This window comes from Anaeromyxobacter terrae, assembly GCF_022690685.1.
Classification (GTDB): Bacteria; Myxococcota; Myxococcia; order Myxococcales; family Anaeromyxobacteraceae; genus Anaeromyxobacter; species Anaeromyxobacter terrae.
The window spans coordinates 1-20597 of the sequence record NZ_JALCYY010000076.1; the positions used below are offsets into that span (position 1 = coordinate 1).

Genomic DNA, 20597 nt, shown 5'->3' on the forward strand with positions numbered 1-20597 from the left:
TCGACGAAGGCGCGCCGTCGGTCGAACTCGTCGAGGTGGAGGAGGAAGTCGACCTGGACGTTTCGTTCCTCTCCGGCGAGCTGGCGCAAGCGAACGGCGAGGGCGTCCGAGTCGAGTGAGGCGGGGGAAGACATAAGGTGCACCTCCATATGCACCCTTCGTAACACGCGATTTCGGGAGCTCCGGAGGCGCTCCAGGCTCGCGCGAGCGCGGCTTTTCTCGGTGTGCCCTCGGCGACCCGCTGCTACCGTCGAACTCGCGCGCCAGGACCAGGGTGCGCGCGCGTGAGCGGCCCTGTCGCGCCGCCTCGAACCCAGGAGCGGGATTTCGGCGAGGAGCAGTCAAGGGCGTTCCTTCACGCACCGCAACTGGGACGGATTGTTCACATCGTCATGAAGCGCGTACGACACCGGCGCTATCTCTGGCGATAGCTGTTACGGACAGTGAACTTAGCCGCAGGCGCCTGCACCGCTTCGGGGCTCGCCTCCGCGCGTGGGCGCGAGCGCCCGCGGCAAGACGCTCTCGGTGGAGAGACGCTCGCCTGCACCCGCCACCCCGGCTGGGGCGATCGGAACCGGTGCCGGGACAGCGCGATCCCACCTCGTCGATGCCCGAGTTCGATGTGCGCATCCATACGCCGGTCCATCGGCGTACGGCCCTCCGGGCGGTGGGCCCTGGGATGTGTGAACCCTGAGGCCTTACCGGGCGTCTGCGCTGCTCGGTCCTCGTGTGCCTACCTCGGCGACGCCATCGTGCGCCTCGCGACGGGCTCAGCCCGAGCGTGCAACGCGCTCGCGCGCCGTCAGGGGGCGGGGCGCCGGGGCAGGACGTCGCGCAGCACGTCGTCCGCCCAGCGCAGGATCTCGGCGGTGGTGTCCCAGCCGATGCAGGCGTCGGTCACCGAGCAGCCGTAGCGGAGCTTCGAGAGATCCGGCGGGATCGGCTGGTTCCCCGGCTCGAGGAAGCTCTCCAGCATGAGCCCCACGACGGAGCGGTTGCCCTCCCGGATCTGGTGGACCACGTCGCGGAGCACGAGCGGCTGGAGCTCCGGCTTCTTGCGCGAGTTCGCGTGCGAGCAGTCGACGACGACGCTCCTCGGCAGCTTCGCCCTGGCGAGCGCGTCCTCGGCGAGCGCGATGGACACGGTGTCGTAGTTCGGCCGCCCTCCTCCGCCCCGGAGGACGATGTGGCCGTAGCGGTTGCCGCGCGTGCGCACGACCGCGGAGCGCCCCTGGTCATTGATGCCGAGGAACGAGTGCGCGCTCGCGGCGGAGACGATGCCGTTCACGGCGGGCTCGAGGTCGCCGTCGGTGCCGTTCTTGAAGCCGACCGGCGTGGAGAGGCCGGAGGACATCTCGCGGTGCGTCTGCGACTCGGACGTGCGCGCGCCGATGGCCGTCCAGGCGACGAGGTCGCCGTAGTACTGCGGCGCGATCGGGTCGAGCGCCTCGGTCCCGGCGGGGAGTCCCAGCGCGTTCACGTCGAGCAGGAAGCGCCGCGCCCGCTCCATGCCCTCGTCGATCCGGAACGAGTCGTCCATCCGCGGATCGTTGATGAAGCCCTTCCAGCCGAGGGAGGTGCGCGGCTTCTCGAAGTAGACGCGCATGACGAGGTAGAGGGTGCGCGAGACCTCGTCCGCGAGGGCGCGCAGGCGGCGTGCGTAGTCGAGGCCGGCGACCGGGTCGTGGATCGAGCACGGGCCGACGACCACGAAGAGCCTCGGATCGCGCCGATCGAGGATCGCCTCCAGCGTGCGCCGTCCCTCGACGACGGTCCGGGCTGCCGGCTCGTCGAGCGGGACGTGCGCCTTCACCTCGTCGGGCGAGGGCATCAGGTCGAATGCCGCGACGTTGAGGTTCTCGGTCTGCTGCATGGCGGTGCGCTCCCTCCGGGGATCCCGATCCGTATCGCATCCCGAGCCGAAAATGCGAGGGGATGCGCCGGGATGATTCGTGCGCGGCGCCGGGGAACGGGGAACGCCTGCCCGGCGACCCGGGGGATCGCCGCTTTTGAAGAGACCGGGAACGTCGGGCGTCAGCACCCCGACAACGATTTGATCCGGATCAGGACCGGCGCTAACGTGCCGGCGGAGCCCCGCGGGCCTTCGCCCACGAGTGGTGAGCGCTCCGCCGGTCCCGAGGAAGGTCAGACGCCCTTGATGCCACGCCTGGACTCCCCATCCCGCAGGTCGGGCGCGCTCGTCGCGGCCCTCGCGACCCTCGCGCTCGCTGCGTGCCGCGGCGAGGAGATCGCCCATTACCGCGTCCCGAAGTCCTCCGGCTCCGCTTCCGCCGGCTCGGCGGCCGCCTCCTCGCCCATGATGCCGGCGAGCGGGCAGGTGCCCGCGCCGCCGTCTCCGGTGGCGGGGAGCAAGCTCTCCTGGACGCTGCCGGCTCGCTGGACGGAGACCACCGGCGGCGGCATGCGCTACGCGACGCTCAAGGCGCCTGTCGGCGGCCGCCTCGACGTGTCCGTGACGGTGCTCCCCGGAGAGGCGGGAGGCGAGCTCGCGAACGTGAACCGCTGGCGCGGGCAGATCGGCCTCCCCGCGCTCGACGGGGCCGCGCTCGCCAAGGCGCGGCGGCCGCTCGAGACGAAGGCGGGCACGGTGTCCCTCTACGACTTCACGAGCGAGGGCGCCACGAAGAGCCGCGTCGTCGCGGGGCTCACGGTCGTCGACGGGAACAGCTGGTTCATCAAGATGACGGGCGACGCAGGCGCCGTGGACGCGGCCCGGCCCGACTTCCTCCGCATCGTGGAGAGCCTCCGCCGTGACGCTTCGAACGACTAACCCGGTGGTCCGCGCCTTCGTCTCGCTGAAGCTGACGATCGCGTTCCTCGCGGCGCTGATGGTGCTCGTGATGGCCTGCACGCTCGCGCAGGTGAAGCTCGGCACCTGGCCGGCGGTCGAGATCTACATGCGCGCCTGGTTCGTCTGGTGGGACGTGCCCGGCACGGAGTGGCGGATCCCGGTGTTCCCGGGCGGCGCGCTCGTCGGGCTCGTGCTCCTCGTGAACCTGTTCCTGGCGCAGCTCGTCCGGCTCGAGCTCGCCTGGAAGAAGGTCGGCCTGTGGATCTCGCACGCGGGGCTCATCCTGCTCGTGCTCGGCGAGTTCGTGACCGGCGCGTTCCAGGTCGAGTCGCAGCTGGCGGTGGAGGAGGGGCAGACGGTCAACTTCGTCGAGAGCCCGCGCGAGCTCGAGCTCGCGGTGATCGACGTGACCGACGCCGCCATGGACGACGTCTACAGCGTGCCCGCCGCGCGCCTCGAGCGCGGCGGCTCGATCCCGATCCCCGGCACGCCGGTCGCGATCCAGGTGCGCCGCTTCTTCCGCAACTCGGACCTCGCGCCGCGCGGCCCGGCGGATCCGCCGTCGCCGGTGACCGCGGGCGTCGGCACGGGCGTCGCGGTGCGGGAGCGGCCGCCGGTGTCGCGCGACGACCAGACGAACCAGGCCGCGGCGTACGTGGAGCCGGTGGCGGGCGGGCGGAGCTACGGCACGTGGCTCGTCTCGAACGGCCTCGGCGCACCGCAGTCGTTCACGCACGAGGGGCGGACCTACCAGCTCCAGCTGCGCAGCCGCCGCGAGTACCTGCCCTTCGCGGTCACCCTCAAGCACTTCCGCCACGACGTCTACCCGGGCACTCAGATCCCGAAGAACTTCTCCTCGCTCGTCACCATCGCGAACCCGTCGCGCGGCGAGCAGCGGGACGTCCTCATCTACATGAACCAGCCGCTCCGCTACGAGGGGAAGGCCTTCTACCAGGCGAGCTTCGGAAAGGGCGACACGCTCTCGATCCTGCAGGTGGTCGAGAACCCGGGCTGGCTCATCCCGTACGTCTCCTGCGTCCTCGTCGCGATCGGGCTCATCGTCCACTTCGCCATCACCCTGCGCCGCTCCAGCCGGCGGCGGCAGGCCGACTCGGAGGCCTAAGATGAACCTGAAGCGCGCCGTGCCCTGGATCGCCTTCGGTCTCGCCCTCGCCGGCGCCGCCGTGTCGCTCATCCCCTCCGCGAAGCCCCGCGGGTTCGACGTCGAGGCCTTCGGCCACCTCCCCGTGCTCGAGGGCGGGCGCGTGAAGCCGCTCGACACGATCGCCCGCAACGCGCTGCTCATGATCCGGGGGAAGCAGTCGGTGAGCTCCGAGGGGCGCAGCATCGGGCCCGACGAGTGGCTCCTCGACGTGATGTTCCGTCCGGAGGTCGCCGACCGCCAGGAGCTCTTCGTCATCGACGATCCCGAGGTGCTCGGGCTCCTCGGCATCCAGCAGAGCCGGAACCGCTACTACAGCTTCGCGACGCTCGCCCCCCGCATCGACGAGATCCAGCGCCAGTACGTCGCCGCCGAGCCCGTCGACGCGAAGGTGCGCAGCCACTTCCAGTCCGCGGTCGTGAACCTCTTCGAGCGGATGTTCCTCTACCACCGGCTCAAGAACACGGTGCAGCTCGAGGGGACGCCGGGGCTCGCCGCCGAGATCGCGGCGCGGGCGGGGCCGGGCGCGCCGCAGCGGCACGAGATGCTCGCCCAGCTCGCGCACTTCAAGCCGCTCCTGCCCGTGACGCCGACCGGCGACGCGTGGCGCTCGGTGGGCGAGGCGCTCGCGGGGACGACGACGGTCGAGCCCGGGCTCGAGCAGTGGGCCCGCCTCGGCCTCGCGTACCAGGCGCAGGACGCCGCGAGCTTCAACCGCTCCGTCGCGGATCTCGGGGCGACCGCCGCGCTCGGCCGACCGGACGCGGTGGCGCAGTCGGGCCACGAGTGGCTCTTCAACGCCGCGCAGCCGTTCTACTCCGGCATGGTGATCTACGTGCTCGCGCTGCTCGCCGTGTTCGTCTCCTGGGCCTGGCGGCCCGTGCTCCTCCAGCGGCTGGCGTTCGGCCTCCTCGTCGCGGGCACCGTCGTCCACACCCTCGGGCTCGCCTCGCGCATCCTCATCCAGGGCCGGCCGCCGGTGACGAACCTCTACTCGTCCGCGGTGTTCGTCGGCTGGGCCGCGGTGCTCCTCGGGGTCGTGCTCGAGCGAATGTACCGCCGCGGCTTCGCGACCGCGGTGGCGGCCGCCTCGGGCTTCGCCTCGCTCATCGTCGCGCATCACCTCTCCGTCGACGGCGACACGATGGAGATGATGCGCGCGGTGCTCGACTCGAACTTCTGGCTCGCCACGCACGTCGTCACGATCACCATCGGCTACAGCGGGACCTTCCTCGCGGGCGCGCTCGCCATCGGCTGGGTCGTGCGGCGGCACCTCGCGCGCCGCGCGGATCCCGCCGCGAGCAAGGCCATCGTGGCGATGACCTACGGCATCATCTGCTTCGCGCTCTTCTTCAGCTTCGTCGGCACGGTGCTGGGCGGCATCTGGGCGGACCAGTCCTGGGGCCGCTTCTGGGGCTGGGATCCCAAGGAGAACGGCGCGCTCCTCATCGTCCTGTGGAACGCCATCATCCTGCACTCCCGCTGGGCGGGGTACGCGCGCGAGCGCGGGATCATGGCGATGGCGATCTTCGGGAACGTCATCACGAGCTTCTCGTGGTTCGGCGTGAACATGCTCGGCGTCGGGCTCCACTCGTACGGCTTCATGGACAAGGCGTTCTGGGCGCTGTCCGCCTTCGTCGCCTCGCAGCTCGTGCTCATGGTGTTCGCCCTCCTGCCGGCGCGCTTCTGGAGCGCGCGCCGCGCGGAGGCGCCTGCCCCTGACAAGGGCGGGTCGGAGGGTGCGTCGCAGCCGGTGTAGGACGACGCGCTCTCGCGGGCGCGCGCGAAGCCCCCGCGCGACGCCCGCTCCATCGCGAGGCCCCGCCGCCTTCGGCGCGCGGGGCCTCCGCTCGTCCGCGCTCGACGCGTGCGCCGCCCGGGCCGCCCGGCCGGGCGAGGCGCGAGCGCGCTCGGCCCATTCGCGCGTGTCTACATTTTCTCCCGTAGCGGAACCGAACCTGGAGGAGGCGCCGTGCTGACCGCGCGGCGGAGGGAGAGAGCCATGGCACGATGGGACGAGGAGCGGGGGCGGTGGGAAGGTCGCGAGCGGCACGGTCACGAGGAGCGCGGCGCGCGCGGGCGCGAGGAGCGCGGCGGCTGGCGGAGCGACGACACCTGGCGCGGCGGGGGCTGGCGGGAGGCCGAGGAGCGAGACGACTGGCGCCGCGACGAGCGCGGGGAGGGCAGGCTCGATGCATCGGCCGCGAGCCCGGCGGGCGCGCGGAGTGGGATCGGCTGCACGATCGCGAATCGGGCCGGGGCCAGGCCGGCGGCCGGTACGCGGGCGCCTTCGGCCGGGGCCGTGAGCCGGACGAGCGCGAAGAGAGCGGCTGGCGCCGCAGCACGCAGTTCGAGCCGTCGGGCGAGGCGCCCGGCTCCTGGGGCCCCGAGGGCCGCTACGGCGGACGCGAGCGCCTCGGCCGCGAGGACTGGGAGCACGGCCGCGGTGGGGAGTACGGTGGCTTCATGGGCGGGCGGCCGGAACGCTACGGCGAGGAGGAGGGGCGGGGACGCTGGGAGGCCCGCAGCGACTTCGGCCGCGGCAGCGAGCGTGGCCACGAGTACCGCGGCCGGAGCGACTGGGGGCGCGGGGGAGAGGAGCGCGGGCCCATGGAGCGGCTCGGCGAGCGCGTGAGGGAGGGCTGGCGCAAGATGACGGGGCGCGGGCCGAAGGGCTACAAGCGCTCCGACGAGCGGATCCGCGAGGACGTCTCGGAACGCATCGCGCGCAGCGACCTCGAGGCGAGCGACGTCGAGGTGACGGTCGAGCACGGGGAGGTGACGCTCAGCGGGTTCGTCGAGAGCCGCTGGGACAAGCGGATGCTCGAGGACATCGCGGACGACGTCTTCGGCGTGGACGAGGTGCACAACCACCTGCGCCTCCGCCGCGAGACGTCGACGCAGCCCGCCCAGACGACGACGCCGCAGGCGGGGCAGGCTGGGATGTCCGGCCAGACCTCGCCCGGGCAGGCGCGTCCACAGCCGGGCCAGGTCCCGCCGGACGCTGGCGCGCGCCGCCATTAACGGGCGCGCGCGGCGCCAGCAGCGGTCGCCGGGGCCCGCGCGAGGAACTCAGCCGCGCGCGCGACGGACTCGGCGCCCGCGGCGGCGCTCGTGTGGGGGCTGTGCCCGGCGTCGACGAGCGCGAGCTCCGCGCGCCGGAGCGCGCGCAGCGCCGCCTCGAGCTCGCCGGGCTCGCTGCGGGGGTCGCGCCGGCCGTGCAGCACGAGCGTGGGGGCGGACACCTCGGCGAGGCGGCCGTCGTAGAGGTCGCCGCCCGCGCGCTCCCCCTCCGCGATGATCTCGAGCCAGGCGCGGGCGCCGCGCGCGACCACCTCGCGCCAGCGCGCGCCGTGATCGCGCTCGAGCGCGCTCACGGTGCCCGCTCCGTACCGCTCCGGCGCCTCGACGCCGGTCCGGAAGAACTCCAGCGAGGCGCGCTTGGCGCGAAAGAAGTGCAGCCCCTCGAGCACGAGGGCGGTGACGCGCCCGGGGTGACGGATCGCCGCCCAGGCGGCGACGACCGCGCCGTCCGAGTGGCCCCACAGCGCCGCCCGCTCGATCCCGAGCGCGTCGAGGAGGGCCACCGTCTCGTCCGCCATCGCCTCGTGGAAGTGGCGCGGCAGCTCGGCGAGCGGGTCGGAGGCGCCGTAGCCGATCCGGTCGGGGACGAGCACGCGGTGGCGCGGCGCGAGCGCCTCCACCGCCGCATCGAACGGGTAGGCCTCGTGGCCCCAGCCTCCGTGGAGCAGGAGCACCGCGGGGCCGCGCCCGCGCTCCCGGACGTTCACATGGAGTGGAGCGCGCCCGGGCTCGACGGAAGAGCCCGGGATCGTGACCTGGGGCATCCGGTGGATCTAATGAACCGGCAGCACGCTCGCCGCGCTGGAGCCGGCGACCACGCCGCTCCCGAGGAAGAGGTTCGAGGAGAGGTTCGTGCCGCCGACCTTGTTCACGGAGGTGAGCAGGAGGCCGTACCCGTACTGCGGCGCGGGGGCGGGGAAGCAGTCGGCCTTCGCGAGCGAGAAGGTCGGCGTGCGCCACGCCCCGTCGTCGAGGAAGAGCCGCAGCACCGCCATCGGATCCGTCACGTCCGGCGCGTTCGTGCAGGTGGCGGCGGAGGCGTCGACCGCGCCGGTCCCGGAGGAGAGCTCGGTGATGGCGTAGAACGCAACAGGCACGGGGGGCGTCCCGTCCCGCCGCAGCACGTAGGGATCCGGGAGCTGCGCGTACGCGATCGGCGCCTGCACCACGGGCAGCGGCGCGCCGCTCTCGTCCTGCAGCACCGGCCGCGCCGGCGCGGTGACCGTGCCCGAGTAGGTCTCGCCGCCGTACTCGACGCGGAAGGTGTAGGCGGTGCCGGGCACGTACGTGAGCGCACCGCCGGTGAGCGCGTACTGGCCCGCCGCGCCCGCAGGCGCGAGCGTCGCGCTCCCGCCGTCCCAGGTGATCCGGACCGTCGCGCCGTCGAGGCCGGTCGTGCGCCACGAGGCGGCGTCGGCCGGGTTCGCGCCCTTGTCGACCTCTCCGAAGAAGACGGTGGCCGCGGCGGCGCCGGAGAGGTTCACGCCCTGGTCCGGCTGGCTCACGCCGGGGGACTCGATGAGCACGCCGGCGAGGACGTGGTCGTTCTGGAAGCGCCCGAGGACGTCGCACCCGGCGAGCGTGAGCACGGCCACGAGGAGGGCGGGGAAGGAGGCGAGGCGTCGCATGGCCCTCTCCGTAGCGCGATCCGCGGGCGTTCGCCACCTCACCGCCTCCCACACAGGGCCATCCCGGGGCACACCCGTCCCGCCGCGGTGGGCGGCGGGTTCCTCGGGGGCTCGGGCGGCAGGCGACGAGCTCCGCGGTCTCGTCTCGAGTCGACGTCCGCGCCCGGCCACGCCGCGAAGCGCTACTCCGGTGCGCCGGCCGAGGTCCTTCGTGCCGAGGCGCGACGGACGTGGGTTCCCACTCCGTGCGCAGGTTTCCCGACCGTGAACACTGGCGCGCGTCCCGCGCGCGCGGGACAGCCCGCTGCCGTCCTCGAGTGGAGGCATCCTGGCGCTTGCACCCCTACACGGGGCGTGGGCTAGCACTGCGGGCGCTGGCCGCCTCCCCGTGAAGGGTACGAGCGGCCGAGGGAACGTCTCCCTTCAAGGAGGAACACCATGAACGTGGTTCGCAAGCTCGCGCTCGCCGTCGCCGCCGCCGCGCTCCTCGCGCCCGCCGGCCGCGCCGTCGCCCAGGACGCCGTGCCGCTCCCGCCGCCGCCGCAGGGCGCGCAGCCGATCTCGGCGGTGCAGCCGATCTCCGGCTCGGTCGACGCGGGCTGGAACAGCCAGTACGGCATGCTCTTCAGCCTGCAGAACGTCTTCACCCGCTCGACCATCCTCGAGGGCTACGGCGGCGGCATCGGCCTCCAGTACAACCTCGGGCCGACGACGGCGCTCCGCTTCTCCGTCGACGCGTCGCGCACCTCGAACCCGCCGGTCGAGCGCGAGACCACGTACAGCGCGCCGGGCTTCCCGACCACGACGAACAAGACGCTCGACGTCCCCGCCGGCCCGACCTCGACGCTCGACGTCGGCGTGAGCGGCTCGTACCTCGTCCGTCTCGGCACGGCCGCGCTCGCGCCGTACCTCGGCGGTGGCCTGTCGCTCGGCTACTCGACGGACAAGAAGGAGTACGACGACAAGACCAACCTGCCGACGAGCCGCGAGCAGGTGAACAACGTCGACCGGACCTTCGGCGTGGGCCTCCTCGGCCAGCTCGGCCTCGAGTGGCGGGTGCACAAGAGCCTCTCGCTCTTCGCGGAGTACGGCGTCGGCGTCACCGCGTTCAGCAACACCTCGAGCAAGGCCGATCGCACCGTCACCACCGCCTCGGGCGTCACGGAGACGAAGAGCGATTACTCGCGCACGCGCTACTTCAACTTCGACACGGGCCTCACCCAGGGCGGCGCGCTCGGCGTCGTGGCGTTCTTCTAGAACGGGGGCTGCGCCCCCGCCCCGCTGGCAGGAGCGCCCGTTCGAAAGACAGGCGCTCCTGCCAATACGAAGCCCCGGCGCCGCGAGGCGACCGGGGCCGTTTCGTCTTCCTGCCGCGTGCACGCACCGGGACGTCACTGCGGGGGGAGGGACCTCGCACGAAGTTGTCAGTGCCGCGCTCGGCGTACAAAATAGCGGCAGTATGTCGCACGCCATCGTTCGCCGCAGGCCCCGCGACGGTCTCGTCGAGATCGTACCGGACCGCGTGTCGCTCACTCGCGCCGAGCGATACGTGGCGCTCTTCGGCGTGGTGATGGCAGCGATGGTGATGTACGTCTCCACGCTCCTCCCCGCGTGGGCCTTCGCGGTCCTGCTCGGCTACTGCGGCGCGGCGGCGCTCACGGTCGTCCTGCAGCAGTCGGGGCTCCTGCAGCCGCCCAAGGCGCCGGTGCACGTCCTCTCGCGGTGACGGTTACCCGGCCGGGCGTGAACGAGGCCGCCGTCCGAGATGCTGGACGGCGGCCAGGTCGTTTCACGCCTGTCAGCCGCGCTTCGCGAACGCGCCCATGAAGTCGACGAGCGCGTCCACCCACTCCGGCTCCACGGCGTTGTAGGTCGAGACGCGGATGCCGCCGACGGAGCGGTGGCCCTTGAGCCCCACCATCCCGAGCTTCTTCGCCTCGGCGACGAACCGCTCCTCGTCCGCCTCGGTCGGGAGCCGGAACACCACGTTCATCACCGAGCGGCTCTCCTTCTCGACCGGGCATCGGTAGAAGCTCGGGTTCGCGTCGATGGCGCCGTAGAGGCGCGCCGCCTTCTTGCGGTTCCGCGCCTCCATGGCCGGGAGCCCGCCGAGGCCCTTCAGCCACGCGAGCACGTTCCGGATCATGTAGATGCCGAAGGTGGGTGGCGTGTTGTAGAGCGACTTGTTCTCGGCGGGCGTGCGGAGCTGGAAGATCTTGGGGATGTCCTTGCGGCCGCGCTCGACGAGCTCCTTCGAGACGATCACCACGACGACGCCGGACGGGCCGATGTTCTTCTGCGCCCCCGCGTAGACGAGCCCGAAGCGGGAGACGTCGAACGGCTTCCACAGGAAGTCGCTCGACATGTCGGCGACGAGCGGCACGCCGCCCACGGAGGGGAACGGACGCGAGGGATCGACCTCGAACTCGACGCCGTGGATCGTCTCGTTCGACGTCACGTGCACGTACGCGGCGGCGGGGTCCGCCTTGACCTCGTCGGGCCGGGGCACGCGGACGTAGGACTTGTCCTTCCCCTCGCCGGTGCCGGTGGTGCAGGCGACGCGCACCGCACCGCCGAGCATGGCGGTCGCGACCTTCGCCTCGGAGAGGGCCTTCTCGCCCCACGCGCCGGTCACGACGTAGTCCGCGGTCTGGCCCTTCTGCACGAGGTTCATCGGGAGCTGGGCGAAGAGCTGCGAGGCGCCGCCCTGGACGAAGAGGATCTCGTGCGTCGCGGGCACGGCGAGCAGCTCTCGCAGGAGCGCGATGGCCTCGTCGTGGACGGCCTCGTACTCCTTGCCGCGGTGGCTGTGCTCCATCACCGACATGCCGCTGTTCGCGAAGTCGAGCAGCTCGTCACGGGCGCGCTCGAGCGCGGGCAGCGGGAGGGCGGCGGGACCGGCGTTGAAGTTCTTCTTTCGGCTCATGGGCTCCTCGCGGTCGGGGCGGTCGGTGGAAACGGGAGGTGGATTCTGCGCGAAAAGGGGCGCGCCGGGAACCTCCGGGTGAGGTGCGCTCTCGCGCGTGGCCCGGCAGGGACGGACGGCGGCGCGCGGCCGTCCGGGCGACCGGCCGCGGCAGCCTCCCGCGCGGCCCGAACCCGACGTGACGCCTGGGCAAAGGGCCGCGCGGCCAGGCTACGCGAGCCTCTCCGCGCCCTCGGCCCACAGCGCCTCCGCCGCCCGCGCCTCGCGCCGTCCACGCTCGACGTCCACGGCGAGGAGCAGCGCCGCGCCCAGGACGAAGAAGCCGATGACGGAAAGCACGGCGGCACGGCTCGACCCGGTGACCGCGATGGCGAGGGCGAACACCGCGGGACCGAAGATCCCGGCGAACTTCTCCGACACCGCGAAGAACCCGAAGAACTCGCCGGAGAGGTGGCGCGGTACCAGGCTCGCGAAGAGCGAGCGCGAGAGGGCCTGCGTCCCGCCCTGGACCAGCCCGACGAGCACGGCGAGCGCGAAGAAGTGGGCCGCCGTGCGGGTGAAGTACCCGAGCACCGCGATGCAGGTGTACACGGCGAGACCGGCGAGGATCGCGCGCTTCGCGCCGAGCCGCCCGGCGAGCGCGGCGAACAGGTAGGCGCACGGGACGCCGACGAACTGCACGAGGAGGATCGCGCCGATGAGCGCGCCGGGAGGGAGGCCGAGCTCGCTCCCGTAGATCGCCGCCATCCGGATGATCGTCCCGATCCCGTCGTTGTAGACGAGGAACGCGGCGAGGAGGAGCGCCGCCTGCCGGTGGCGTCGGAGCTGCCGGACCGTCCGGGCGAGGCGCGCGAGCGTCCCCTCCCGCCCGGCGCCCTCCGGCGCGCGCACGGCGGGCTCGCGGACGCGGCGCAGGAGGGGAATCGTGAAGACGACCCACCAGATCGCCACCGACAGGAACGCGAGCCGGGTGGGGAGGGTGGCCTGCGACGGCGTCCCGCCGGAGGGCAGCCCGAGGAGCCCCGGCCGCGCGATCCAGGCGAGCTGCGCCGCGAGCAGCACCCCGCCGCCGAGGTACCCGGCCGCGAACCCGGCGGAGGAGACGCGGTGGAGCTCGTCCTCGCGCGCGACGTGCGGGAGGAGCGCGTCGTAGAACACGAAGCTCCCGTTCAGCCCGACGTTCAGGACGACGAGGAGCGCGGAGGCGAGGAGCCAGTCGCCCGGGCCGACCGCGAAGAGCCCCGCGGTCGCCGCCGCCCCGGTGAGCGCGAACAGGGCGAGCAGCCGCTTCTTCACGGGCGTCACGTCGGCGAGCGTGCCGAGGACCGGCGCGAGCACGGCCACGACCGCGAGGCCGGCGGTGGTCGCGAGCGCGAAGCGCTGGGTGGCGACGGCGGGGAGGAGCTCCGCGCCGGCGACGCGCGCGTAGTAGATGGGCAGGATCGCGGTGAGGACGGACGTCACCGCGGCGGAGTTCGCGACGTCGTAGAGGACCCACGCGCGGAGCTCGGGGCGGTCGAGGCCGAGCCGTGCGAGGAGTCCCGCGCGCGCACCCTCTCGCGTGGGGCCGCTCACGGGCGGGCCTGGACCTCGCGCTCGAGCGCCGCGACGTCGGCGTCGATCCGCGCCGCGTCGCGGCAGTCGCGCGAGTGGCCCCCGTCCGCGAGGAACGCCTCCAGCCGATCGGAGAGGAGGAACGGCCGCTCGCCGCGGCCGACGGCGAGGCAGCTCTGCTCGAAGTGCGAGCGATCCAGCTCCTGCACGAAGCGGCCGACGACGCCGCCGCCCGCGGGCCTCTCTTCCCGCCCATCTCCACGCCGGTCCGCTCCGGAGCCGCTCTCCGCGTACTCCGCGTAGAGCCGGTCGAGCGTCTCGCGCAGATCGCGGCGTCGATCGACGAGCTTCTCCGCGGGGGAGCGGCACGCCGCGGCGAGGAGCGCGGCGAGGAGAGCGAGGGAGAGGCGGCGCATCGGCTGAAGTCCTCCGGGACGGCGCATCATGCCACGGAGGCGGCCGCGTTCGTGCGCGCGCCGCGCCGGAGTCACGCGGTGGGCGCAGCCGGGCTCAAGCCGGCGGAAGGCGATCGCGCCGCGGCGTGCGCGCGGCGCGAGAGCTCGACCGTGAACGTCGCGCCGCTCCCGGGCGCGCTCTCCACCCGCACGGTCCCCCCGAGCGACTCCACGATCTCCCGCACGATCCAGAGGCCGAGGCCGAACCCGCCGTAGCTGCGCTTCGACACGGCGCGCTCGAAGCGCTCGAAGATGCGCGCCTGGTCCTCGGGCGAGATCCCGATGCCGCGATCGCGCACCACCAGGACGGCGCGATCCCCGTTCCCCTCCACGCGCACCTCGACCGGCTGGTTCGGGCCGTACTTGATGGCGTTCGACACGAGGTTCGTCAGCACCTGGTCGAGCCGGAGCCGGTCCCACGAGCCCGGCACGGGCTCGGGCGCGACGAGCTCGAGCGTGCAGCCCGCGCGGCGGGCCTCGTCCTCGAAGCGGGCGACGACCTCGCGCGCGAGCTCGGCGAGATCGAACGGCTCGAGCTCGAGCTCGAGCCTGCCGGCGGTGATCCGCGAGAGATCGAGCAGGCTCGCCACCAGGCGGGCGAGGCGGTCGACGTTGCGGCGGATCACCTCGGCCTTCCGCGCGACGTCGTCGAGCTGGAGCCGGGACGCCTTGGCGCGCAGGCTCTCCGACTGGAGCGCGAGCGAGGTGAGCGGCGTGCGCAGCTCGTGCGAGGCGATGGAGAGGAACTCGTCGCGCTCGCGGACGGCGGCCTGCGCCGCCGCGTAGAGGCGCGAGGTGTCCACCGCGGCCGCGACGAGCCGGGCGAGGTCGGTCGCGAGCCGGACGTCGCCGCGGGTGAAGCGGCGCCGCGGGCCGGCGAGCAGGGTGATCGTGCCGAGCCGCTCACCGCGCGACGCGAGCGCGACGGTGAGGGACGACCCCACCCCCGCCTCGCGCAGCGCGCCGGCGAGCGCGGGCGCGCGGGCGGCGAGGGCGATCCGGCCGGGGTCGAAGCCGCTCCGGGCGCGGGGGTGGCCTCCCTGGAGCGCGGCGGCCGGGCCGATCTCGACGTCCAGCTCGAAGTGGGACCCCTCGAGCGCGGCGTGCATCCGTGCGGCGACCTCGGGGGTCCCATGGCCGACGCTCCAGCGCGGTACGCCCCGCTCGAGATAGACGATGCAGAGCTCCGCGACCCGCTGGGCGGCGAGCGTCGCCACGCGCGGGAGGGTGGCGCCGTAGTCGAGCGAGGAGGAGAGCACCTTGCTCGCCTCGGCGAGGAGAACGGCTCGGCGCGCCGAGGCCTCCGCCCGCCCCCGCGCGTGCACCTCCTCGCGCGTCGCCCAGAAGAGCAGGAACGTGAGCGCGAGGCCGGCGACGGCCACCCCGAACGGGAGGAACCGCTCCGTCGCGTTCTCGAAGGCGCGGCCGGCCGCGAAGCGCAGCGTCCAGGGACGGCCCGCGATCTCGACGCGACGAAGGGTGATGCGCACCTCGTCGGCGGATCCGCCCCCGTCGAACAGGAGCGCCTCCGGCCGGAGCTGCGCGCCGTCGAACACGGACAGGCGCACCTTCTGCGACGCCGCCTCGCCCCAGGCGCTGCGCAGGAGGTCCCCGGCGCGGAAGGGCGCGTACACCCATCCCCGCAGCCGATCCCGGCGCTCCTCGACCGTCGCGGGCGTGTCGGCGTACACGGGCGCGTACACGAGGAACCCCGCCTGCCGGTCCTCTCCCGTCTCCTGCACGAGCTCGACGCGCCCGGTCGCGGCGGGCTCGCCGGTGTCGCGGGCCCGCTCCATCGCGGCGCGCCGGATCGGCTCGGCGAACATGTCGTAGCCGATGGCGCGCTGGTTCCTCCAGTCGAGCGGCTCGAGCAGGACGATGCTCGAGTAGACCTCGCGCGCGCCCTGCGGCCAGATGCGGTAGTCCGGGCGGCCGCCGGCGCGCTGCTCCGCCTCGTGCGCCGCGAGCTCGTCGGACCGCACGAGCTCGCTCCAGCCGATCCCCTGGATGCCCGGGTAGCGCTCGCGGAGCTCGAGGCTCGCGACGAAGCCGCGGAAGGCGAGCGCCGACGGCTCGCCGCCGACCCCGCGGAGGAAGCCGCGCGTCGCCCGGAGCATCGCCGCGTAGGCGGCCATCCGCTCGTTCAGCGCGGCGCTCGTCCGGTCCACCTCGTCGGCGAAGCGCTCCTCCGCCTGCATCCGGAGCGTCGAGCGCGTGAGCGCCCATGCGGCGAGCGTCGTCACGAGCCCGAGCGCCAGCACGACGGCGGGCGTCAGGTGGTGGCGGAGTGCGGCCCGCGCGGGCGTGAGGAGGCGCCTCGGCATGGAAGAAGCGTCCGCCCACGGGCGGTTGCGGATATCAGGGTAAGAACGGCCGGCGGCGGCGCGCATCCCAACCGGGGCGGCGTCCGCGCCGTGGGAGGGCGGCGGAGCTCGAGGGGAGGGTGGTTGAGCCTCTGTCGCGCCGTGCCCCACCTCCTGTGGCCAAGCCCCCGAACAGGGACGCCCTCCGGTTTCTCCCGAAGAATCGTGCACCTTTGCACTTGGGGCGCCTCTTGATCCAGGTCATGCCGTGTCCGCGCGCGACGTGATACTGAGATTGAGTCTCATGGCCGTCGCATCGTGCCTCGGCCCTACTCCGAGCGTCGCGTGAACCCAGGTCCCGTAACTTCCTCCCCCTCCGCTCCTCCCCTCGCCGGCGCCGATCGCCTGGTCTGCACCCGCTGCGGCGGCGTCACGCTGCTCGACGCGCCGGGGCTGCTCGACGGCGTGCACGCCCGCGCCGAGGCGCGCGGCCACGCCGTGGAGGCACATTCGCTCACCGTGTACGGCCGCTGCTGGCTCTGCCGGGCCTCGCAGGTGCGGGCATGAGGATCTGTCTGTGCCGGGACGTGTCGGACGGGGACCTGAGCGAGGCGGTGCGCCGTGGCCGGACGATCGAGGAGGTCGTCGCGGCGACCGGCGCCGGCTCGGACTGCGGCGCGTGCGAGGACGCCCTCGCGCGCCTCGCCGCGGCGGCGCGCGGCGAGGGCGTCGACGTGCCGCGGCCCGCGCAGAAGCGCGCCGCGTGAGTTAAACCTGGCGGATGGACGCGAAGGCCCGCGCGGCCGCGCTCGAGCTCTTCCAGCCCGCCGTCCGCGAGTGGTTCTCGCGGGCGTTCGAGGCGCCCACGCCGGCGCAGGCGCTCGCCTGGCCGGCCATCCGGCGCGGCGAGAGCACGCTGCTCCTCGCGCCCACCGGGAGCGGCAAGACCCTCGCCGCGTTCCTCTCCTGCCTCGACCGGCTGATGTTCGCGCCGGAGCCGCCCAGGAAGGAGCGGCTCCGGGTCGTGTACGTCTCGCCGCTGAAGGCGCTCGCCGTGGACGTCGAGCGGAACCTGCGCGCGCCGCTCGCGGGCATCGCCCAGGTCGCCGCGGGCCGGGGCGACGCGCACCGGATCCCGGCGGTGGCGGTGCGGAGCGGCGACACCCCCGCGCCGGAGCGCGCCCGGTTCGCGCGCGATCCCGCCGACGTCCTCATCACCACGCCCGAGTCGCTCTACCTGGTGCTCACCTCCAACGCGCGCGAGGTGCTGCGCTCGGTCGAGACGGTCATCGTCGACGAGATCCACGCGCTCGTCCCTACCAAGCGCGGCGCGCACCTCGCGCTGTCCCTCGAGCGGCTCGAGGCGCTCGCCGGGCGGCCCCTCCAGCGCATCGGCCTCTCCGCGACGCAGCGGCCGCTCGAGGAGGTCGCGCGCTTCCTCGGCGGCGCCGAGGCCGCCCCGGCCGGGCGGCCCGCGCGGGCGAGGGCGCGCCGCGCGGCGGGCGAGGGCGGCGCTTCCCAGGACGTCGCGAGCCCGGGCGCGTCCGCGATGGCCGAGTTCCGCACCGGCGGCGCGCTCCGCCACCGGCCGGTCACCCTCGTCGACGCCGGCGCGCGGAAGGCGCTCGAGCTCCGCGTCGAGGTGCCCGTCGAGGACATGTCGCGCATCGGCGAGGCGCTCGAGCTCGCGAGCGGCGACGCGAGCCAGGCGCCCGCGCGGGCCTCGATCTGGACCGCGATCCACCCGCGGCTGCTCGAGCTCGTGCGCGCGCACCGGACGACCCTCGTCTTCGTGAACAGCCGGCGCATCGCCGAGCGGCTCGCGGCGGCGCTGAACGAGCTCGCGGGCGAGCTGCTCGTGCAGGCCCACCACGGCTCGATCGCGCGCCCGCAGCGCGTGGCGATCGAGGACGCGCTCAAGGCGGGCCGGCTCCGCGGGCTCGTCGCGACGAGCTCGCTCGAGCTCGGCATCGACATGGGCGCCGTCGACCTCGTCGTGCAGATCGAGGCGCCGCCCTCGGTCGCGAGCGGGATGCAGCGCATCGGCCGCGCCGGCCACCGCATCGACGAGCCCAGCCGCGGCGTCATCTTCCCCAAGTACCGGGCGGACCTGCTCGCCTGCGCCGGCCTCACGGAGGCGATGCACGCCGGCGAGGTCGAGGCCACGCGCTACCCGCGCAACCCCCTCGACGTCCTGGCCCAGCAGATCGTCGCGATGGTGTCGCTCGACGACTGGGAGGTCGACGCGCTCTACGACGCCGTCCGCCGCGCCGCGCCGTTCGCCGAGCTGTCGCGCTCGGTCTACGAGGGCGTGCTCGACATGCTCTCCGGCCGGTATCCCTCGGACGAGTTCGCCGAGCTGCGCCCGCGCGTCACCTGGGACCGCGTGCGCGGCAAGCTGCGGGCGCGCGAGGGAGCGCGGCGCGTCGCCGTCGTGAACGGCGGGACCATCCCGGACCGCGGCCTCTACGGCGTCTACCTCGCGGGCGGGAAGGCGGGCCACACGCGCGTCGGAGAGCTCGACGAGGAGATGGTGTTCGAGTCGCGGGTGGGGGAGACGTTCCTCCTCGGCGCCTCGACCTGGCGCATCGAGGAGATCACCCACGATCGCGTGCTCGTCTCGCCCGCGCCCGGGGAGCCGGGGAAGATGCCGTTCTGGCACGGCGACTCGGCGGGGCGGCCGCTCGAGCTCGGCCGCCGCATCGGGCGGCTCGTGCGCGCGCTGCGCGAGACGCCGCGCGAGGCCGCGCGCGAGCGGCTCGTGCGCGCCCACGACCTGGACGCGCGCGCCGCCGACAACCTGCTCCGCTTCCTCGAGGACCAGGCGCAGGCGACCGGCGCGGTCCCCGACGACCGCACCCTCCTCGTCGAGCGCTGCCGCGACGAGCTGGGCGACTGGCGCGTGTGCCTGCTCGCGCCGCTCGGCAGCCCGGTCCTCGCGCCGTGGGCGATGGCGGCGACGGTCCGCGCGCGCGAGCGGCTCGGCGCGGACGTCGAGACGCTCTGGACGAACGACGGCTTCGCGGTGCGGCTGCCCGGGTCCGACGAGCCGCCGGACGTCTCGTTCCTGCTGCCGGATCCCGAGGAGGTGGAGGACCTCGTCGTCGGCCAGCTCGGCGCGACGGCGCTCTTCGCGGCCAAGTTCCGCGAGGCGGCCGGCCGCGCCCTGCTCCTCCCGAAGCGCCGCCCCGGCCAGCGCGCCCCGCTCTGGCAGCAGCGCAAGCGCGCCGCGGACCTGCTCGCCGTCGCCTCCCGCTACGGCGCGTTCCCGCTCCTGCTCGAGGCGTACCGCGAGTGCCTGCGCGACGTGTTCGACCTGCCCGCGCTCGAGGAGGTCCTGCGCGACGTCCGCGCCCGCCACGTCCGGGTCGTCACCGCCGACACGCGCGTCCCCTCGCCGTTCGCCGCCTCGCTGCTCTTCGGCTTCGTGGCGAGCTTCATCTACGACGGGGACGCGCCGCTCGCCGAGCGCCGCGCCCAGGCGCTCACCATCGACCAGGCGCAGCTCCGCGAGCTGCTCGGCGAGGCCGAGCTGCGCGAGCTCCTCGACCCGGACGCGCTCGTCGCGCTCGAGGCGCAGCTCCAGCACCTCGCGCCGGCGACGCGTGCGCGCAGCGTCGACGGGCTGGCCGATCTCCTGCTCCGTCTCGGGGATCTCTCCCGCGAGGAGCTCGCCCGCCGGTCGGCGACCCCGGAGGTGGCCGCCGGCGCCGAGCGGCTCGTGAAGGAGCGGCGGGCGATCCCGCTCCGCATCGCCGGAGAGGAGCGGCTCGTCGCGGTGGAGGACGCGGCACGCTACCGGGACGCGCTCGGCGTGCCGCTGCCGCCCGGCGTCCCCGAGGCGCTGCTCGGGCCGGTGGCGGACGCGCTCGAGGGGCTCGCGGCGCGTCACGCGCGCCGCCACGCGCCGTTCACGACGGGCGAGCTCGCCGCGCGCCTCGGGATCCCGCGCGCCGCTGCCGAGGGCGCGCTCCGGCGGCTCCTCGAGCGCGGCCGGATCCTCGAGGGCGCGTTCCGTCCGCACGGCGCCGAGCGCGAGTGGTGCGATCCGGAGGTCCTGCGCGGCCTCCGGCGCCGCTCGCTCGCGCGGCTGCGCGAGGAGATCGAGCCGGTCGAGCCGCGCGCGTTCGCGCGGATGCTGCTCGGCTGGCACGGCATCCCGCGCAAGGGCCGCGGCCTCGACGCGGTGCTCGACGCCGTGGAGAAGCTCCAGGGCGCGCCGCTCCCCGCCTCCCTCCTCGAGACGGAGATCCTGCCTGCGCGCGTGGACGGCTACCTGCGGGGCGACGTCGACGCGCTCGCGGCGGCGGGCGAGGTCCTCTGGGTGGGGCTCGAGCCCATCGGCGAGCGCGACGGGCGCATCGCGCTCTATCTCGCGGACGCGTTCCCGAAGCTCCTGCCCCCGTCGCGCCCCGCGGCGGAGGCGCCCCACGGCGAGCGCGCCGGGCGGATCCTCGACCACCTCGCCCGGCGCGGCGCCTCGTTCTTCGCCGAGCTGCACGCCGCCGCGGGCGGCGGGTACGAGCAGCAGACGGTGGACGCGCTGTGGGACCTCGTCTGGCGCGGGCTCGTCACGAACGACACGTTCCAGGCGCTCCGCTCCTACGCCGAGCCTCCCTCCGCCCGCCGCGAGCGCGGCCGGGTCCTCGCGCGGGCGCCGGCCGCGTTCCGGT

General features: G+C 74.1%; 16 protein-coding genes and 1 pseudogene. 9 read left to right on the forward strand and 8 right to left on the reverse strand.

The window, feature by feature from the left end; genetic code table 11:
* Positions 1-134, reverse strand: a pseudogene (locus MNY62_RS22520) (HNH endonuclease); the annotation flags it as partial.
* Between the two features lie 668 nt (positions 135-802).
* Complete coding sequence (locus MNY62_RS22525; RefSeq protein WP_242346585.1) at positions 803-1873, reverse strand: 3-deoxy-7-phosphoheptulonate synthase; 1071 nt, start codon at positions 1871-1873, stop codon at positions 803-805.
* Between the two features lie 285 nt (positions 1874-2158).
* On the opposite strand from MNY62_RS22525, the gene MNY62_RS22530 reads away from it, so the two are divergent.
* From MNY62_RS22530 to MNY62_RS22545, 4 genes are all read left to right on the forward strand, one after another.
* Positions 2159-2791 carry a hypothetical protein gene (locus tag MNY62_RS22530; RefSeq protein ID WP_242346603.1) on the forward strand — a complete coding sequence of 211 codons (633 nt, stop codon included), beginning with the start codon at positions 2159-2161 and terminating at the stop codon, positions 2789-2791.
* Between the two features lie 4 nt (positions 2792-2795).
* Positions 2796-3935 (forward strand): cytochrome c biogenesis protein ResB, encoded by a 1140-nt coding sequence (locus tag MNY62_RS22535; protein WP_242346586.1) that lies wholly within the window; start codon positions 2796-2798, stop codon positions 3933-3935.
* 1 nt (position 3936) lies between these two features.
* Positions 3937-5733, forward strand: coding sequence for a cytochrome c biogenesis protein (locus MNY62_RS22540; RefSeq protein WP_242346587.1), 1797 nt, complete (start codon positions 3937-3939; stop codon positions 5731-5733).
* Positions 5734-6440: 707 nt separating this feature from the next.
* Entirely contained in the window at positions 6441-6998 is a 558-nt protein-coding gene (locus tag MNY62_RS22545) for a BON domain-containing protein (protein WP_242346588.1), read from the forward strand.
* Here MNY62_RS22545 and MNY62_RS22550 read toward each other — a convergent pair.
* Together MNY62_RS22550 and MNY62_RS22555 are read right to left on the reverse strand one after the other, a co-directional pair.
* Positions 6995-7822, reverse strand: a complete 828-nt coding sequence (locus tag MNY62_RS22550; RefSeq protein WP_242346589.1) for an alpha/beta fold hydrolase — start codon at positions 7820-7822, stop codon at positions 6995-6997. The two genes, MNY62_RS22545 and MNY62_RS22550, sit on opposite strands and share 4 nt — an antisense overlap.
* Positions 7823-7831: 9 nt before the next feature.
* Positions 7832-8686, reverse strand: coding sequence for a hypothetical protein (locus tag MNY62_RS22555; protein ID WP_242346591.1), 855 nt, complete (start codon positions 8684-8686; stop codon positions 7832-7834).
* A gap of 438 nt (positions 8687-9124) precedes the next feature.
* On the opposite strand from MNY62_RS22555, the gene MNY62_RS22560 reads away from it, so the two are divergent.
* On the forward strand, positions 9125-9943 hold the full coding sequence (locus tag MNY62_RS22560; protein ID WP_242346593.1) for an outer membrane beta-barrel protein: 819 nt from the start codon (positions 9125-9127) through the stop codon (positions 9941-9943).
* Positions 9944-10145: 202 nt separating this feature from the next.
* Positions 10146-10412 carry a hypothetical protein gene (locus MNY62_RS22565; RefSeq protein ID WP_242346594.1) on the forward strand — a complete coding sequence of 89 codons (267 nt, stop codon included), beginning with the start codon at positions 10146-10148 and terminating at the stop codon, positions 10410-10412.
* Between the two features lie 72 nt (positions 10413-10484).
* On the opposite strand, the gene serC is transcribed toward MNY62_RS22565, so the two are convergent.
* From serC to MNY62_RS22585, 4 genes are all read right to left on the reverse strand, one after another.
* The gene (gene serC, locus MNY62_RS22570) at positions 10485-11612 is read right to left on the reverse strand and encodes a 3-phosphoserine/phosphohydroxythreonine transaminase (RefSeq protein WP_242346595.1); all 1128 of its coding nucleotides are present in this window, start codon (positions 11610-11612) and stop codon (positions 10485-10487) included.
* Positions 11613-11822: 210 nt separating this feature from the next.
* Positions 11823-13187, reverse strand: a complete 1365-nt coding sequence (locus MNY62_RS22575; RefSeq protein ID WP_242346596.1) for an MFS transporter — start codon at positions 13185-13187, stop codon at positions 11823-11825.
* Complete coding sequence (locus MNY62_RS22580; RefSeq protein WP_242346597.1) at positions 13184-13582, reverse strand: hypothetical protein; 399 nt, start codon at positions 13580-13582, stop codon at positions 13184-13186. The genes MNY62_RS22575 and MNY62_RS22580 overlap by 4 nt, the downstream gene beginning before the upstream one ends.
* A 71-nt stretch (positions 13583-13653) precedes the next feature.
* On the reverse strand, positions 13654-15945 hold the full coding sequence (locus MNY62_RS22585; RefSeq protein ID WP_242346599.1) for a CHASE domain-containing sensor histidine kinase: 2292 nt from the start codon (positions 15943-15945) through the stop codon (positions 13654-13656).
* 324 nt (positions 15946-16269) lie between these two features.
* On the opposite strand from MNY62_RS22585, the gene MNY62_RS22590 reads away from it, so the two are divergent.
* The 3 genes from MNY62_RS22590 to MNY62_RS22600 all read left to right on the forward strand — a co-directional run.
* Positions 16270-16491, forward strand: coding sequence for a hypothetical protein (locus tag MNY62_RS22590; RefSeq protein ID WP_242346600.1), 222 nt, complete (start codon positions 16270-16272; stop codon positions 16489-16491).
* Positions 16488-16691 carry a (2Fe-2S)-binding protein gene (locus MNY62_RS22595; protein ID WP_242346601.1) on the forward strand — a complete coding sequence of 68 codons (204 nt, stop codon included), beginning with the start codon at positions 16488-16490 and terminating at the stop codon, positions 16689-16691. Before MNY62_RS22590 ends, MNY62_RS22595 begins: the two co-directional genes overlap by 4 nt.
* Before the next feature lie 14 nt (positions 16692-16705).
* A partial coding sequence (locus MNY62_RS22600; RefSeq protein WP_242346602.1) for a DEAD/DEAH box helicase occupies positions 16706-20597 on the forward strand: 3892 nt, incomplete at its 3' end.

Coding starts and splice junctions, on each gene's coding strand:
- serC (WP_242346595.1), bottom strand. CDS start 11,612: ATGAGCCGAAAGAAGAACTTCAACGCCGGTCCCGCCGCCCTCCCGCTG.
- MNY62_RS22555 (WP_242346591.1), bottom strand. CDS start 8,686: ATGCGACGCCTCGCCTCCTTCCCCGCCCTCCTCGTGGCCGTGCTCACG.
- MNY62_RS22580 (WP_242346597.1), bottom strand. CDS start 13,582: ATGCGCCGCCTCTCCCTCGCTCTCCTCGCCGCGCTCCTCGCCGCGGCG.
- MNY62_RS22550 (WP_242346589.1), bottom strand. CDS start 7,822: ATGCCCCAGGTCACGATCCCGGGCTCTTCCGTCGAGCCCGGGCGCGCT.
- MNY62_RS22530 (WP_242346603.1), top strand. CDS start 2,159: ATGCCACGCCTGGACTCCCCATCCCGCAGGTCGGGCGCGCTCGTCGCG.
- MNY62_RS22525 (WP_242346585.1), bottom strand. CDS start 1,873: ATGCAGCAGACCGAGAACCTCAACGTCGCGGCATTCGACCTGATGCCC.
- MNY62_RS22540 (WP_242346587.1), top strand. CDS start 3,937: ATGAACCTGAAGCGCGCCGTGCCCTGGATCGCCTTCGGTCTCGCCCTC.
- MNY62_RS22560 (WP_242346593.1), top strand. CDS start 9,125: ATGAACGTGGTTCGCAAGCTCGCGCTCGCCGTCGCCGCCGCCGCGCTC.
- MNY62_RS22595 (WP_242346601.1), top strand. CDS start 16,488: ATGAGGATCTGTCTGTGCCGGGACGTGTCGGACGGGGACCTGAGCGAG.
- MNY62_RS22585 (WP_242346599.1), bottom strand. CDS start 15,945: ATGCCGAGGCGCCTCCTCACGCCCGCGCGGGCCGCACTCCGCCACCAC.
- MNY62_RS22565 (WP_242346594.1), top strand. CDS start 10,146: ATGTCGCACGCCATCGTTCGCCGCAGGCCCCGCGACGGTCTCGTCGAG.
- MNY62_RS22545 (WP_242346588.1), top strand. CDS start 6,441: ATGGGCGGGCGGCCGGAACGCTACGGCGAGGAGGAGGGGCGGGGACGC.